The organism is Gemmatimonas aurantiaca T-27, from assembly GCF_000010305.1.
Classification (GTDB): Bacteria; Gemmatimonadota; Gemmatimonadetes; order Gemmatimonadales; family Gemmatimonadaceae; genus Gemmatimonas; species Gemmatimonas aurantiaca.
On the sequence record NC_012489.1, the window covers coordinates 2999405 to 3015242 of the forward strand.

Sequence of the window (15838 nt, forward strand, 5' to 3'; positions counted from 1 at the left end):
GCGCGGCCATCCACCATGGATTGGCTGCGAGCGCCGGATATCCGGCGGGTTCTTTGTGCATCGGACTTGAGGCTGGGAGACTTTAGCGCCGCTCCGTGATGATACGGTGGTGAGCCGTCACTATAGGACTTTGGGCCATGAATTGTCGCTCGGATTTCGGTCAGGAAAACGACGATTCGGATCGAGTACGACCTTTTCGATCGGTCGTGTACCAAAGGTGAGCATGGTTGTGACAGACCGCGCGCCGCCGAACCACACGTCCACCGGCACGGTGACCAACGCCGTGGTTGCATCGAGCATCACCGCGTTCTTCATGGGGCGGATGGGCGCGCCCTTCGCGGCAAAGCTGACCTTGAGCACGATGGGTGCCGGCATGTCGCCGTCCTGCGCCACCGTGACCGCGGTGCGACCCGCCGTGGTCTTCACCGATTCGATGCGTCCATCCACGCTGCCGGTGGTGAAGAGCCACGCATACCAGAACCAGCCGAGATCACGCCCCAGCGCCTTGTTCATGAAGAACATGTAGTCCCACGGCGACGGGTGCTTGAACAGCCACGCGTTCGCCCATTCACGATGCGCCTTCTGCACCGCGCTGTCGCCGACGATGCCGCCGAGCATGGACAGCATGAGCGGCGTCTTGCTGTAGGTGGTGAACCCGTAGAAGCCGGGGCCTGCATAGTTGGCGTTCCACATCATCGGCGCTTCGGCTTCGTTGCCCGATGTCTGTCCGTACTTCTGTCCTTCTCCATCGAGGACTGCAGGACGGCCGGCCGCATCAGCCGCGGAGAGGATGTTCATGTACTGATTGAACCCCTCGTCCATCCAGCCATACCAGGTTTCGTTGTTGCCAACGACCATGGGCCACCACTGGTGTCCGGTCTCGTGATCCGCCGCCCCCTGATTGGAGTTGATGACCATCGGGTACTCCATGCCGGCGCTGGGACCGTCCTGCAGTGTGAGCTGCGGGAACTGGTACGGGAACCAGAGCTTGGAGTAGAACTCGAGGGCATGTCGCGTGATCTGCGGGGCACGTTCGTATACGTTCGCGCGCCCCGGCAAGTACAGCAGATGAATGGGCACTGGCCCCTTGCCCGGAATGGTGGCCCGGGTGGCCTGCCACACGTACTTCTTGGCGGTGGCCCACGCAAAGTCGTTCACCGTGTCGGCATGAAAGCGCCACGTGAGACGCCCCGTGCTGCTGGTGGCGGTGGCCTGACCGGGTCCCACTTCATCCGGTCCGACGATCATGGTGAGTGCGTCGGACTGCGTCACCTTGGCGAGTTGTTCGCGCGCCCGTGCGGTGAGTACCTGCTCGGGATTCTGCAGCAGACCCGTGCCACTCACGAGCCAACCGGCCGGTACGTCGATGTTCACGTCGAACGTGCCGAAGTTGTTGTAGAACTCCGACGGCCCGAGATAGAACTCCGTGTCCCAGCCCCGCAGGTCATCGTAGACGGCCACACGCGGGAACCACTGTGTGGGCTGGAACAGGGTATCAGCCCAGCGCTGTGTCATGCGATGGCCGGTGCCCGGACCGCCAGGCAGCTTGTGCGACCAGTCCATTTCGAGCACCGCGCGTGCGCCGGGCAACACCGGCGAACCCAAACGAATGCGGGCGTTGGTGGACCGCCCATTCACCAGCGTATTCTCACCGGCGGCATTGGCCGAGGCGGCCTGCGCCGTCTGAATAGCCCGCGCGCCTTCCGCGCCCGCCGCTTGCGGGGCCGCGTTGGAGGCAATGTTCACCGGCGCGCCGTTCACCGTCATGCGCGAGAACTGCATGCCGTCGGTGATTTCGGCGGGAACCCACGGTGCCGCATGTGGCGCGGTACCGATGAAGTGATTGGGATCGAGCCGCAAGCCGATCTCGCGCAACGAATCCGGGCTCGCGTTGTGAACCGTGATACGTGCCTTGCCGGTGAGTCGCGCCGTGGTCGGATCGAGTGAGACGTCGATCTGGTAGTCGGTACGCAACTGCCAATAGCGTGCACCGGGCTTGCCGGTGGAATCCCGCACCCCGGCACTCATGGCGCGACGAATGGCGTTCGTGATGGGGATATCGCGGCGGATGGCACGCGGTGGACGTTGCCCGGCCGTGCTTGCGGCCGTCGTCGCGATCTGCGCGCGAACGGCACCGGGAAAAACAGTCGCTGTCAGGGCCAACAGCAGGACACGCGCCAACCGGGGAGCGGAGGTTCGGGACATGGTCTTTGGAGAAGAGCGGAGGGGACCGATCCCGATAACTAGCGTCCCCCCGCACGTCCCGTCAGGGTCGCCGCGCTTCAGCCCCGGACCGCGTTGGTCAATCCGGCCGCCGTGACACGGCGGTGTGAGGCGTGCCAGAGCACCTCCCCCTGCCGAACGACAATGGCCTGCGGTGACTCATGCTGCACCCGCAGCACGCGGGCGAGCGCATTCGACAAGGGCCGTTCGTCCTGCACGATCACCAGACGAGTGGGCACATCCGGGTTGGCTGCCACGAAGGCATCGTATTCCCGTTTGACCGACACCGAGATGGAGCAGGTCGCGCTGTGTTTGAACAGCACCATGGGCTCAGCCGCCGCACTGAGGGCCTGGGCCTCCGCCATGGCGGGATCCTGGTCGGCGACCGGCGCGTCCCAGGCCTCCCGTACAGCAGGCGCCGCGACGGGCGCTGCGGCGCTGGCTTCGAGCAGCCTGTCGACCAGTGCGGTATAGGTACCGTACGATTGGGCCCCTGACTGCCTAGCCACCAGCACGCCCCCCCGGAATGCCAGCACCGTGGGCAGCGCACGCACGTCGTACTTCACCACGGTCTCGACATTGGCGTCCGCATCCAGCGTCACCACCCGCATGCGCCCCCGGTAGGCCTCGGCGAGCCGTTCCAGCACCGGCGACAGCGTGAGACAGGGCGTGCACCACGCCGCCCAGACATCGACCAGGACCAGGTCGGGCGCCCCCAACACGAGGTCGACAAAGTCCGCATCAGTAACGGCCGGCAGTACGGAAGAAGCGCTCATGCCCTGAAAGTTAGTGGGCGCGCCTCGGCGCTCCTACGGGGCCCCGAAGCCGGCGTTGCGAGCGTGCTCGTAGATGAGGGACGTCTCCACGTGCACCACCTCGGGACGGGCGGTGATCGCACGCAGAATGAGGTCGCGCAGTTCGTCCGAATCCCGGACCGCCACCTGCACGAGGAAGTCATTGGCGCCGGCCACGTGAAACACCGCAATGGCCTCGTTCAGGGCGAGCATGGCTTGCCGGAACGACACCACCGCCGCGTTGGTCTGCCGTGCCAGACGCACAGCGACCAGCGCCTGAAGGCCCACCCCCAGCGCCCTGGGGTCGACCTCCGCGTGGAACCCTCGAACCACGCCTCCGGCCACCAGTCGCTTCACACGCTCGTGACAGCTCGATTCGGCGAGCCCTACACGCGCTGCCAGCTCCTTGTTGGTCAGCCGTGCATTCTGCTGCAAGGCGACCAGAATGGCGCGATCGATTCGGTCGAGCGCTTCAGGTTCGAGCAGGGGACGAATTTTCTTCGGATTTTGACTGTCCATACGACGTTCATTCTAATATCAAGCCATCCCACCGAACACCGTCCGCCATCCGAGCTCTACGGAGGCACCGTGATCCGCTCGCTCCTGCCCGACTTCGACACCCTGGCCGTCCATGCCGGCCGCGCTGACTTCCACGCGCTTGGTGTGCACGCTCCGCCTATCGACCTGTCGTCGACCTATCCGGTGCCAGATCCCGAACAGGGTACGGCCAGCTACGATGCCATGGCCGCAGGGGGCACGCCGCAGGGCAGCGCCATCTATGCTCGACTCCACAATCCCACGGTCGCCCGCGCAGAACAGGCGGTAGCCGAACTGGAAGGCGCCGAGGCGTGCGTGGCCTTTGCGTCGGGAATGGCCGCCACGACGGCCATTCTGCTGGCCGCGGCGATGCATGGCCGTCATGTGGTGGCGGTGCGCCCGCTCTACGGCGGCACGGACCACCTGCTCGACAGCGGGCTGCTGCCGATCGACGTGACCTTTGCCGAGCCGCATGAGGTGGCGCAGGCGATTCGCCCGGACACCGGCCTCGTCTTCATCGAGACCCCGGCCAATCCCACGCTCGATCTGCTCGACATTTCCGCGATCGTGCGTGACGCCGGAACCGTACCGGTGGTGGTGGACAGCACGTTCGCGACTCCAGTGCTTCAGCAGCCGCTTCGTCATGGCGCCACGATGGTGCTGCACAGCGCCACCAAGTTCCTGGGTGGTCACGGTGATGTGGTCGCCGGTGTGGTCGCCACCAGTGAAGTGTGGGCCCGCCGGCTGCGCCAGGTGCGTATTCTCACCGGGGGCATCCTGCATCCCCTGGCGGCGTTCCTGCTGCTACGTGGCCTCCCCACGCTGCCCATGCGCGTCGAACATGCGCAGCGCACGGCGGGGGTGCTGATGGAGCGCCTGGCCGCCCATCCGATGATCACGGGTGTGCACTATCCAGGTCATGCCGGTAGTGATCCCACTGGACTGATCGGTCGGCAGATGGCCGGTCCGGGCACCCTGATCGCGTTCGAAGTCCGTGGCGGAGTGGATGCGGCCAATGCCCTGATGCGCGCGCTCACGCTGATCACGCCGGCGGTGAGTCTGGGCTCCACCGACACGCTGATCCAACATCCGGCGGGATTGACGCACCGCCTGCTCGATCCGGCCGTGCGGGAGGCCGAGGGCATCACGGATGGTCTGCTGCGGCTGTCGGTGGGTCTGGAGTCAGCCGAGGCGCTGTGGCGGGATCTGGCCGCGGGACTGGATGCGGCGGAAGATGTTGCGGAGCATACCGAAGGAACGCTGGCGATGTCATCGCGCTGACGCATTCGCACTACCTTTGTGCGATCTCAACCGGGACGCCCGATAGTGGACGCGGAACAGCACGCGCAGCACGAAACGATGGTGGAGGCGCTGGAGTTGTCGGGGGACTATCAGGTGCTCCGTCGACTGGTCGTGCCGGCCTTTTACCACGCACCGGATGCGGCACCGCCAGGGACGCCGTTGATGCGTGGTCTGGTGGTGGATGTGGAGACCACCGGCCTCGACACGGCACGCGATGTCATCATCGAGTTTGGCGCCGTGCCGTTCGATTTCGATGGGGAGGGTCGGGTGTACACGGTGCACCCGCCGTTGTCGTACTTCGAAGATCCGGGACGGCCGATTCCTGCCGAAGCTTCGGCCATCACGGGCATCACGGATGACGATGTGCGTGGCAAGCGCATCGACGACGCTGCGGTGTTGGCCGCGCTCGATCAGGCCGTGCTCGTCATCGCGCACAATGCGGGTTTCGACCGTCGCATGCTGGAGCGCCGACTACCAGCGTTCGCGGCCAAACATTGGGCGTGTTCGCAGCAGGAAGTGCCGTGGGTGCGTTTTGGCAGTCGCAGCCAGAAGCTCGACTACCTGCTCTACCGCATTGCTCGCGCGTTTCACACGGGCCATCGCGCCGCCGATGACTGCCTGGCCACCCTGCATCTGTTGGCATCTGCGCATCCGGTGTCGCCGAGCGATTCGTCCGACGATGTGGAGGATGTGCGATCAGCGGTCCAGATCGCGCCGCTGCAATTGCTGCTGCAGCATGCTCGTCGACGGACGTACCGCTTGTGGGCCACCGGTACACCGATCGAAGTGAAGGACGTGCTCAAGGCTCACGGCTATCGTTGGTTTCCCGGCAGCGAGCAGCGTCAGAAGGGGTGGTACCGTGATCTGACGTCCGATGATGCGCTGGCCGAGGAGCAGGTGTGGCTGCAGGAACACGGGTACGGCGGTCGCGTGAATCCCAACTGGAAGGTGGAGAAGTTCACGGCATTGGAGCGCTATTCCGAGCGCATGGGTTGATCGTAGCTCGGTCGTAGGCTGTCGGTGGTACCGATGTCGGACCGGGCGCTATCGCGATGCGGTGGCGCCGGCGGCACGGGAGTACAACGTGTGGGCACGTGCCACGATGCGTCGCATCTCCACTCGGTGAAACGGCACAGTCAGGCGGCCGGTGCGGCGTACCGAGTACATCGGCACACCGGCGAGGAATTCCACGGTCGTGGCATCGACTGGTGCATCGGCCATCACGGCAGAATCGATGCCTGCCGCCGTGATGGTGGGCCAGGGTGCGAGTGAATCACCGCGCAGACGCCACTCGCGATAGTGACGCAGGGAGCCGGTGGTATCGAAGGCATACAATCGCACGACGCGAATGAGTCCACGTTCGTACCGCTCGTCGATGCCGACGAGGTGGCCCTTCGTGATGATGGGTTCCCACGTCCATGCCTTGGGACCTGGGCGCCCCGTGGCGGCGTCGACGCTGTCGCTCATCACATCTTCGACGGCCGTCGCCGAAGCGGTGCGCATCGTCAGATCCATTGCCGGTGCGTTGTCGGTACACGCGGTGGCGGTGCCCACGGCGCCCATCACCAGCAAGGGAACCAACGTGCGCAACCGTGCGTGACACCATCGCATACCGTGAGAGATCCCGCATTTCATGTGGCAATTGTATCGCGACCCCATCGTCTCCCGCCATGGCGTCACACTCTGACAGTGTTGGGACGGGAGTGGCCTCATGGACAGCGCCGCGATCTTCTGCGAGCTTTCCGCATGATTTCCCGTGTGCTGATTGTCGACGATGAACCGCTGGCCCGTGAACGGCTATCCGAGCTCACCAGACGCCTCGCGCCCACGGCCGCGCTGCGCGAAGCCGGCAATGGCACCGATGCCATCACCCTGATCGGTTCCTGGCGTCCCGACGTGGTGCTGCTCGACATCCAGATGCCTGGAGGGACGGGGTTCGAAGTGATCGATGCGGTGGGCGTTGATCGCATGCCGGCCACCCTGTTCATATCTGCGCACGATGAGTTCGCGTTGCAGGCGTTCGATGTGGCGGCAGTGGACTATCTGCTCAAACCCTTCGACGATGCGCGCTTCGCGATTGCCTGGCGCCGTCTGACCGACCGGGTCGCGACGGGGGCGGTGCTCGAACAGGCTCGCATTCTTGGCGCGCTGCTGTCTGCGCGTGGCGGCAACGACACGAGTGCCCTGTCTCCGGCGGGTGGTACGGCAACATCCACGACAGCGCGCCCCACGGGCGGCGCTCCGCGATTTGCCGATCGGATCGTGGTGAAACATGACCAGCGCACCATGGTGGTCATGTTGGCGGACGTGCAATGGATCGAGTCCGATGGCAACTACGTGGTACTGCATGCAGGCAAGGAGCGCTATCAGGTGCGGGAGACGCTGACCAGTATCGAATCGCGTCTCGACCCTCGACGTTTCCTGCGCATTCATCGACAGACCATTGTGGACATGCGTGCCATGAAGGAGCTGCAGCCCTGGTTCGGTGGCGACCAGATCATGATCCTGCGCGATGGGACGCGGCTCCGGGTGAGTCGGAACTATCGCACGGAAGTCAGCAAGCGCCTGGCGGGCGAAGCATGAACGGTTCGCGCAGCTGGCGGATACGCGCCGCGCTGCTCGGGTTCTGGCTCCTGCCGGCGGTCATCGGCACGATCGGGTTTCATCTCGTGCCGTCGCGACTCAACCCCGACCTGCCCACGGCATCGCTGTTCCTCTCGCAGTTCGTGATGTGGGGAACCTGGGGGCTATGGACGGCGCTGATATGGTATGTCGGTGACCGTATCCCATTCCGTGCGGGCCAACGCCTGCGTGCCTTGGTGGTGCACCTGCTGCTGGGTGCGGCGATTGTGTTCGTACAGATCTTTGTCTATGCCCGCACATCCGTCGCGTTCGGACTGGACGAGCCCCGCGGCTTCGAGAGCACGCTGGTCATCGGCATCCGTTCGTACGGTGACGTGTTTCTGGTCATCGTCTGCGCCATCGTCGTGGCGCAGATGGCCATGCGCTGGTATGAGGAGTGGCAGGCGGGGCGCGTGCTCGCAGCGCGCATGAGCGAAGACCTGGCGCAGGCGCAGTTGCGCGCACTGCAGGCCCAACTCAATCCGCACTTCCTCTTCAACGCGCTGAACTCGATTGTCACGCTCATCGGACGAGACCCGGCCCTGGCGCAGCAACTCGTCGTGCGGCTCGCCGATCTGCTGCGCGCCACATTGCGCGCCGGCGACGGACAAGTGATTGCACTCACGCAGGAACTCGAGTTCACCCGTCGCTATCTCGACATCGAACTCGTGCGCTTTGCCGATCGCCTGCGCGTGGAGTGGCCGGAGGGACCAACACCGGACGCGATGGTGCCGGCGTTTGCGCTGCAACCGCTGGTGGAAAATGCGCTGCTGCATGGTATCGCTCGGCAGACCGGTGCCGGCGTCGTGTCCATCAGCGCGACACGGGAGCAGCAGGAGTTGGTGCTGCGTGTTCGGGACACCGGCCCGGGGCTATCGGCCGACACCTCCTCCACCGGTGCTGGTACGGGATTGGTGAATCTCCGGACGCGCCTCGAACGGCTTTACGGTGATCGCGCCACACTGCGCGTGCAGGACGCGTTGACCGGCGGTGTGGAAGCCGAACTGCGTGTGCCTTTTGTGGCCGCGCCAGACGGGAGCGGCACGCAGAGAATGACTGTCGGAGACAGCGCGGTTCCCGTCACGCGCTGACCGCGTGCGTTGTACTGGCTCCACTGACTGTTGGCTACGTACGCAAAACCGCCGCGCCACAGTGTACCGATGGTGGGATCAGTGGCAATGGCCGGTTGTTTATCGATCACGGCGAGCGACTGCACCCGTGTGAGTTCGGCGTCGAGTTGCACACGGACGATCCGGGCCGGTGTCACACCGTTCTGCACCGCGAGCAGTGCCCCGTCGTGCCACACCATGCCGTCGATGCCGAGCACCGTGGTGCCGGGGGCCTCCTGCAATCGCCGGACGCGCGGCCCCATGACCACCGGCGCCAGTTCGACATGCAGCAGGCCGTGCGAATAGTCGGCGACGAGCGCGGCAGGCTTTCCCGGCACTCGCGAGGGCACGGCCACAACACCCTGCAGTGACCGGAACCACGGGTCGACAATGGCACGCAGCCGACGTGCCCGCGGGTCGAGCACATAGACCGTCGCCGCATCCGAGTCCGTGACGATGACGGTACCGTCGGGCGCCACGGCCAGATCGCCCGGGATATGGGACGCCGTATCTGGTGACAGCGGCCAATAGCCTTCAATGTGTCCATCGCGGATGCGCACCTTCACGAGGGCACCACGTCCGGTGATCTGCGCGGTGGCCGGCAGTGGTGGTGCGGGCGTGGCTGCGGCGTGAGGCGCCGTGGTCACCCAGAGTGCGCGACCATCCGGGGCCACGCGTACGCCAAAGACGGCACCCATCCGCGGATCCTGATGCAACAACAGATCACGCACGGTGCCATCGGGCCGATGTTCGAACACGGTGCGATGCCGAATGCTGGCCACATACAGTGCGTCGGTCCGCGAATGGGCATCCACCCCCTCGGCGAAGATCGTGCTGTCGGCCAGCGTCGCGATCACGTGGGCATTCGCCAGTGGGCCAGCAAGGCGTTGTGCCTCGCGATGCAGCGGCGCCAAGGTCGGTATGGACCACCATCGATCGAGTGTGCTATCGGCCAACAATGGCTCGGCGAGTTGCATATCGATCAATGCGCGCACAGCGCTGGTGACCGTGGCCGTGTCGTTGAGTCGGCCCGCCACACGCGCGAGGGGCGCCCAATAGGCGGATTGTGTGGGCCATGCTCTGGTGGCACGCAACAACAATTCCCGCGCCGCCTCGCGTGTGGGTGCGCTTAGCGCTTCACGGTACGCCGTGCGGGCCACCCCCACCGAATCGATGGGCTGCGCACACAACGGATGCCCCAGTGTGACGCCGGCAAGGCCCATGGCGACGGAAAATACGCGACTCAGGCGATTGCCCGACGAGTGACCGCGACGAATCGACGGCGCGGTCATTGTGGCATCGCTCCCGGCATCGGGGGACGCGCCGGATTGCGCTCGAGTGCCGTGATGGCCGCCCGCTGCAGCGCACGGACGGTCGTGCTGTCCACCGCAGCGCCCGGTATCGTCGGTGGCAGTTGATCCGGGCGGATGCCGCGCAGTCGTTCCAGCAGCGTCAACGCCGTGAGATACGTGCCTCCCGGCGTGGGATGCAAACCATCGACATAGAGCCGGTCGTACTGTTCGTAGGCCGTCCACGCATCACCAGCGGGCACGAAGATGCCGCTCACACTGCCCGCGGCGTTCCGATAGGAGGTCAGCACATTGGCAAAATCGAACAGGCGATGCTGCTGCGGCCAGACCATCAGCAGCACGGGTTGTGCACCGGACGCTCGAACGAGTGGCGCAAACTGCTCAGTCCAGGCCCGCAGATGGGCCTGCCCGGCCGACAGCGCCGACGATCCCTGTTGCATGACCACGAAGTCCCACTGCCGCTCCCGCAACCAACGCTGTGCCGTGCCGGTCTCCCAATGCTCTTGCAGGGAAAAATCCGGTTCGGCCAACACGGCCGCCTGCATGGTCGTGTCGCCGGCCAGGCGGGCGAGCCGAAGCAGCATCGACGGCAGGTCGTTCGTGTAGGTGAGCGAGTTACCCAGAAACAGGATCTTGGTATCGCCGGCGTGGAATGCTGGGGTGGTTGGAGCGCGCAGGCAGCCACTGAGCAGCATCAGCGCAAACCATGTCGCGCGAATGGGTTTGAGGAGTGAAATCATCACCCATGATGCCAGGAAGCGCCGATGGTGTCGCTACCGCGCGGGTCAGGCGTCTGGCCCAGCGGACAGGGTGTGATGACCGGGTGACGAACCGGAGCCTGCCAAGCTCCCCATATAGACCACGCGGGGCCCTCCCGATCTGGAAGAGCCCCGCGTTTGCCATCGTGGCGGCGTCTTTACTTGACGGCGTTCACCATGTCGAAGATCGGCAGGTACATCGCGACGATCATGCCGCCCACGACGACACCGAGGAACACGATCATGATCGGTTCGAGCAGGGAGAGCAGCGCGCTCACGGCGGCGTCGACTTCGTCGTCGTAGAAGTCGGCGATCTTGCTGAGCATTTCGTCGAGACCACCGGTCTGTTCGCCGACGGCGATCATGCTGATCACCATGGGCGGAAACACTTCGCTCTTCTGCAACGGGCCGGCAATCGTTTCACCACCCGCGATGCTGGAGCGCGAACCCATGATGGCGTCCTGCACCACGCGATTGCCCGAGGTGCGGGCGGTGATTTCGAGGCCGTCGAGAATGCTCACACCCGAGGAGATCAGGGTGCCCAGCGTACGCGTGAAGCGTGACACCGCCGACTTCCGGAGCACGTCACCCAGCACGGGGACCTTGAGCAGGAGACGATCGATGACCAACTGACCGGCCGAGGTGCCGTAGTACTTCTTGATGCTGAATGCGGTACCGGCAGCGCCCAGCAGCAGCATCCACCAATAGGCATTCAGGAAGTTGGACAACCCGATCACGACCTGCGTCGGCAGGGGCAGCTCCATGCCCACACTGCCGAACATGTTCGCGAACACGGGGATGACCTTCCACAGCAGGATCACCACGCACAATCCGGCCACGCACATGATGACCGTGGGGTAGATCATCGCGCCCTTCACTTTGCGAACGAGGGCGTCGTTCTTTTCCATGAAGATCGCGAGGCGATTCAGGATCGTGTCCAGAATACCGCCCGCCTCGCCGGCCGCCACCATGTTGGTGTAGAGATCCGAGAACGCCTTGGGGTGCTTGCGCATGGCATCGGCCACCGTGTTGCCCGATTCCACGTCGAACACCACCTGGCGCACCACGGCGCTGAGCGCCTTGTTCTCACTCTGTTTGGCCAGGATGTCGAGGGCTTGCACCAGGGGCAAGCCGGCGTTGATCATCGTGGAGAACTGTCGGGTGAAGATCACGATGTCGCGCATCGAGACCTTGCCGAGGCTCTTGGTGGGCGTCGCCTTGGACTCGTCCACCTTGATGATGGTCAGTCGCTGACGTCGTAGCTGCGCTACGGCATCATCACGACTGGGCGCGTCGATCGTGGCGGACTTGAGGTCGCCGTTGGTGGTCCGCGCGGTGTAGGTGAACGTGGGCATCGTGTCTCCGACTCGGTCTTCGTATGCCGACACAAGGCCGGCGGGGTTGTGCTTCGGGTGCGTGGTGCGGGAGTTGGGCTATCGCTTGGCGCCGGCCATCGTCCGGTCACCGGGACGGTTGCCGTTCTGTGTGCTGGACTGCCCGCTGCCATCGTCGTTCGGGCTCTTGCCGATCATGCGCAGGAACTCGTTGGGATCACCGGACAGGCGCACACACTCGTCGGCGCTCACCTGACGGGAGACATAGAGCTGATACAGCGCGTCGTTCATCGTCTGCATGCCGAACTTCTTGCCAGACTGCATGAGCGAGTAGATCTGGTGCACCTTGTCGTCGCGGATCAACGCCCGGATGGCCGGTGTGACCACCAGAATCTCGGCCGCCATGGCACGGCCACGTCCGGTGAGCCGGGGCAGCAGCACCTGCGTGATGATGCCTTCGAGCACAAAGGCGAGCTGCGCCCGTACCTGGCTCTGCTGATGACTGGGGAATACGTCAATGATGCGATTGATCGCCTCGGCGGCGCTGTTCGTGTGCAGCGTGGCAAATACGAGGTGACCGGTTTCGGCGATCGTGAGCGCCGCCTGGATGGTCTCCAGGTCGCGCATTTCACCGATCAGGATGACATCGGGGTCTTCACGTAGCGCGTACTTGAGGGCCGACGCAAAACTCTTCGTGTCGGCGCCCACTTCGCGCTGGTTGATGATGCAGTTGCGGTGCCGATGGATGAACTCGATCGGATCTTCCACCGTGATGATGTGGCCACGTCGTTCCGTGTTGATCTTGTCGATCATGGCGGCCAGTGTGGTGCTCTTGCCGGAGCCGGTTGGCCCCGTGACGAGCACCAGTCCACGTGGCCGTTCGGCAAACGACGAGATCACCTGCGGCAACTGCAACTCGGCGAAGGTCTTGATCTGGAACGGGATACGCCGGATGACCATGCTCACGCAGCCGCGTTGCTTGAACACATTACCGCGGAAACGCGAGAGGTTCGCGATGCCGAACGAGAAATCGAGCTCGTCCTCCATCTCGAAGCGCTTCTTCTGGTTTTCGGTGAGCACGGAGTATGCCAACTGCAGCGTGTCACGCGGCGTCAGCACGTGCTCCACCGTAGCGCTCACGATATCTCCGTCCACGCGCAGTTTCGGCCGATCGCCGGCCGAGACGTGCAGGTCGGACGCATCGCGCTCGATCATTTCGTCGAGGAGCGTCCGGAGGGAGATGGTTGACGGGGCTGGTGCGGTCATTGTGAGGCGATCGGGAAGCGGGGGCGCAGTGATACGCCACGGTCTGGACGAGTCGTCATAGCGACAGGAAACGACGGTATCACAAAAACTCAGTTTGCCGTTTCGCGGATGACCTGATCGAGGGTGGTCACCCCCTTCAGCACCTTCAGCCAACCATCCATGCGCAGCGTCAACATGCCCTCTTCAACGGCCGCATCGCGGATGACCTGCACGTCGGAGTTCTGCATGACCAGCTTTTTGAGCGTGGGGGTCATGAACATCACTTCGTAGACACCCTGACGCCCCTTGAGACCAGTGCCGGCACAGGCGTCACAGCCATGGCCCTTGAAGAAGGGCAGATCGCCGACACGGGTATCGAGGCAGAGGTTGGTCAGGAACGGCATTGCCTCCGGCGTGGCCTTGGCCTTGGCATTGGCGAGGGCTTCCTCGGTGAAACGCAGTTCGCGCATGGTGGTGTCGAGCTTGACCTTGGCGCCCGACAGTTCCGCCACGTCGGGCTGGTACTTCACGCGACACTTCGGGCAGATGCGTCGGACGAGTCGCTGCGCTAGGATGAGATTGAGCGCGGACGCCACGTTGAACGGTTCGAGACCCATGTCCAGCAGGCGGACGATGGTTTCGGGCGCCGAATTCGTGTGCAGGGTGCTCATGACCATGTGGCCGGTGAGCGCGGCCTTCACAGCAATACCGCCGGTTTCGAGATCGCGGATTTCGCCGACCATGATGACGTTCGGATCCTGTCGCAGGAACGCTTTCAGCGCGGCGGCGAAGGACATGCCGATCTCGGTGCGTACCTGCACCTGATTGATGCCGAAGAGGTTGTACTCCACGGGATCTTCGGCCGTCATGATGTTCGTGTCGAGATTGTTGATCTTCGACAGAGCCGAATACAGGGTGGTGGTCTTACCCGATCCCGTGGGGCCGGTCACGAGCACCATGCCGTACGGATTGGAGATCGCCTCCATGAGTTCCCGTTCGGCGCGAGGCTCAATACCGAACTTGTCCAGTTCGAGGGTGAGGTTGCCTTTGTCGAGAATTCGCAGGACGACCTTTTCGCCGAAAAGCGTGGGCAGGGTGCTGACGCGGAAGTCGATGACCTTTCGGCCGATCTTGAGTTTGATGCGGCCGTCCTGCGGTACGCGGCGTTCTGCGATGTTCAGGGACGACATGATCTTGAAGCGCGAGATGAGCGCGGCGCGCATCTTCATGGGTGGCTTCATCACTTCCTGCAGCGCGCCGTCGATGCGATAGCGGACCCGCAGTTCGTGTTCGAAGCACTCGAAGTGGATATCCGACGCGCCTTTGTGCACGGCATCGCCAAGGATGGCGTTGATGAGCTTGACGACCGGTGCCTCATCGACCTGAGCGGCCAGGACACTGGCATCGACCATGTCGTCCTGGTTGTCGAGCACCTCGATATCGTCATCATCTGCTGCGATGTCCTGCAGCAGGGACTGCATGTGGATTTCGTTCGCTTCGTAGTGTTTTTCGATCGCCGCCCGCATGGAGTACTCGCCCGCCAGCACCGGGACGATGTCATAGCGGGTGATGAACTTGAGATCGTCCACCACGGCCATCGCCGTGGGATCGGCAATGGCGACCGTGAGCTGACGTCCGTCGCGCTTGAGCGGCAGAACCGTGTGCTTGGAGGCGAGTTCGGCGGGGATCAGCTTGAGGAGCCGAGTATCCACCTCGAAACGCGCGAGGTCGACGGCTGGCATTCGGTACTGTCGCGCCAGCATGCGGACCACTTCGGTCTCCGGCACCATGCCGAGTCGGACGACGGTCAGTCCGAGACGCTGTCCCGGATATGCGGACTGCTCCTGCAGTGCCTTGGTGAGGTTTTCGCGTGACAACAACCCCTCGCGGACGAGGAGATCGCCGAGTCGGTCCGTGGAGCGACTCGCCAGCGGTGCAGCAGGAGCGGCCATAGTGACGTGATTTCCGTCTGAACACGTACGTGGTGTGATATCCAGAAGGGGGTGGTTCCCCACTGTGTATGGGACTGTGCCGGCCTGAAAACGTCACCAGGGTGTCGAACAGGCGCAGAGTGGCTGGTCCGATGCCACGGACGTGACGCAGGTCGTCCAGCGACTGGAAGGCGCCGGACTGCGATCTTCGCTCGACAATGCGTCTGGCCAGGGCCGGCCCCACGCGTGGCAAGGCCTCCAGCTCCTGCGCCGTGGCCGCATTCACATCGATCGGGAACGGCGAAGGGCGTGTGCCAGTGCGGGCCGGCGTGCCACGGGGCGCTCGCGGTCTCCCTACGGACGCCTGTCCTCCGGCACTCGTTTCTCCCGGTCGGGCATCGCCAGCGCCGCGGCTCCGGGATTTCGCGTTCCTGGATCGGCTCGCGCGCGGACTCCGGCGTGCCGAATCGACCGCCGCGCGCTGGGCGGCCAGGGCCCGAGCCGCGCCGGCCGCCTGCACGGCAGGGGCATCACCAAGGGTTGTCCGTTCGAAGCGGTGCACCCCAACGGCGCGTGCACCGGCACCAATGAGTGCCAGCGCCACCAGAAACCCCAGGATCCGTCGTTCGCCGTCCGTTGCCATGGGACCACTCTATTGGCAGGTCGGCAAACG

The 15838-nt window shown here is 64.3% G+C and carries 12 protein-coding genes and 1 pseudogene; 4 read left to right on the forward strand and 9 right to left on the reverse strand.

Translation table 11 applies throughout. The features are described 5' to 3' along the window. Positions 1–120: 120 nt before the first annotated feature. The 3 genes from GAU_RS13155 to GAU_RS13165 all read right to left on the reverse strand — a co-directional run bounded on the left by GAU_RS13155 (position 121) and on the right by GAU_RS13165 (position 3536). Entirely contained in the window at positions 121–2205 is a 2085-nt protein-coding gene (locus tag GAU_RS13155) for a M1 family metallopeptidase (RefSeq protein ID WP_015894369.1), read from the reverse strand. Between the two features lie 77 nt (positions 2206–2282). Beyond that, a complete protein-coding gene (gene ytxJ / locus GAU_RS21025; RefSeq protein WP_015894370.1) occupies positions 2283–2999 on the reverse strand; it encodes a bacillithiol system redox-active protein YtxJ in 717 nt (238 codons plus the stop codon). Positions 3000–3032: 33 nt separating this feature from the next. Further along, a complete protein-coding gene (locus GAU_RS13165) occupies positions 3033–3536 on the reverse strand; it encodes an Lrp/AsnC family transcriptional regulator (protein WP_015894371.1) in 504 nt (167 codons plus the stop codon). A 69-nt stretch (positions 3537–3605) separates the two neighbouring features. Here GAU_RS13165 and GAU_RS13170 point away from each other — a divergent pair, with 69 nt between their 5' ends. Further along, positions 3606–4835, forward strand: coding sequence for a trans-sulfuration enzyme family protein (locus tag GAU_RS13170; protein ID WP_015894372.1), 1230 nt, complete (start codon positions 3606–3608; stop codon positions 4833–4835). A gap of 45 nt (positions 4836–4880) precedes the next feature. Beyond that, entirely contained in the window at positions 4881–5852 is a 972-nt protein-coding gene (locus GAU_RS13175) for a 3'-5' exonuclease (protein ID WP_015894373.1), read from the forward strand. A 48-nt stretch (positions 5853–5900) separates the two neighbouring features. Here the strand turns inward: GAU_RS13175 and GAU_RS13180 are convergent, their stop codons facing one another. Further along, positions 5901–6359 (reverse strand): hypothetical protein, encoded by a 459-nt coding sequence (locus GAU_RS13180; RefSeq protein WP_169307681.1) that lies wholly within the window; start codon positions 6357–6359, stop codon positions 5901–5903. 243 nt (positions 6360–6602) lie between these two features. On the opposite strand from GAU_RS13180, the gene GAU_RS13185 reads away from it, so the two are divergent. Together GAU_RS13185 and GAU_RS21895 are read left to right on the forward strand one after the other, a co-directional pair. Beyond that, positions 6603–7439: a LytR/AlgR family response regulator transcription factor gene (locus tag GAU_RS13185; RefSeq protein ID WP_015894375.1), complete on the forward strand. Its 837-nt coding sequence runs from the start codon at positions 6603–6605 to the stop codon at positions 7437–7439. Continuing rightward, positions 7436–8569 carry a sensor histidine kinase gene (locus tag GAU_RS21895; protein ID WP_015894376.1) on the forward strand — a complete coding sequence of 378 codons (1134 nt, stop codon included), beginning with the start codon at positions 7436–7438 and terminating at the stop codon, positions 8567–8569. The genes GAU_RS13185 and GAU_RS21895 overlap by 4 nt, the downstream gene beginning before the upstream one ends. A 1306-nt stretch (positions 8570–9875) precedes the next feature. Here GAU_RS21895 and GAU_RS13200 read toward each other — a convergent pair. The 5 genes and pseudogenes from GAU_RS13200 to GAU_RS22985 form a co-directional block, all read right to left on the reverse strand. Beyond that, positions 9876–10637: an SGNH/GDSL hydrolase family protein gene (locus tag GAU_RS13200; RefSeq protein ID WP_041265527.1), complete on the reverse strand. Its 762-nt coding sequence runs from the start codon at positions 10635–10637 to the stop codon at positions 9876–9878. Positions 10638–10813: 176 nt separating this feature from the next. Further along, complete coding sequence (locus GAU_RS13205) at positions 10814–12010, reverse strand: type II secretion system F family protein (protein WP_015894379.1); 1197 nt, start codon at positions 12008–12010, stop codon at positions 10814–10816. A gap of 78 nt (positions 12011–12088) precedes the next feature. After that, on the reverse strand, positions 12089–13255 hold the full coding sequence (locus GAU_RS13210; protein WP_015894380.1) for a type IV pilus twitching motility protein PilT: 1167 nt from the start codon (positions 13253–13255) through the stop codon (positions 12089–12091). Positions 13256–13344: 89 nt separating this feature from the next. Then, entirely contained in the window at positions 13345–15186 is a 1842-nt protein-coding gene (locus GAU_RS13215) for a GspE/PulE family protein (RefSeq protein ID WP_052574443.1), read from the reverse strand. A gap of 124 nt (positions 15187–15310) precedes the next feature. Then, positions 15311–15808, reverse strand: a pseudogene (locus tag GAU_RS22985) (ComEA family DNA-binding protein); the annotation flags it as partial. Between the last annotated feature and the right edge of the window lie 30 nt (positions 15809–15838).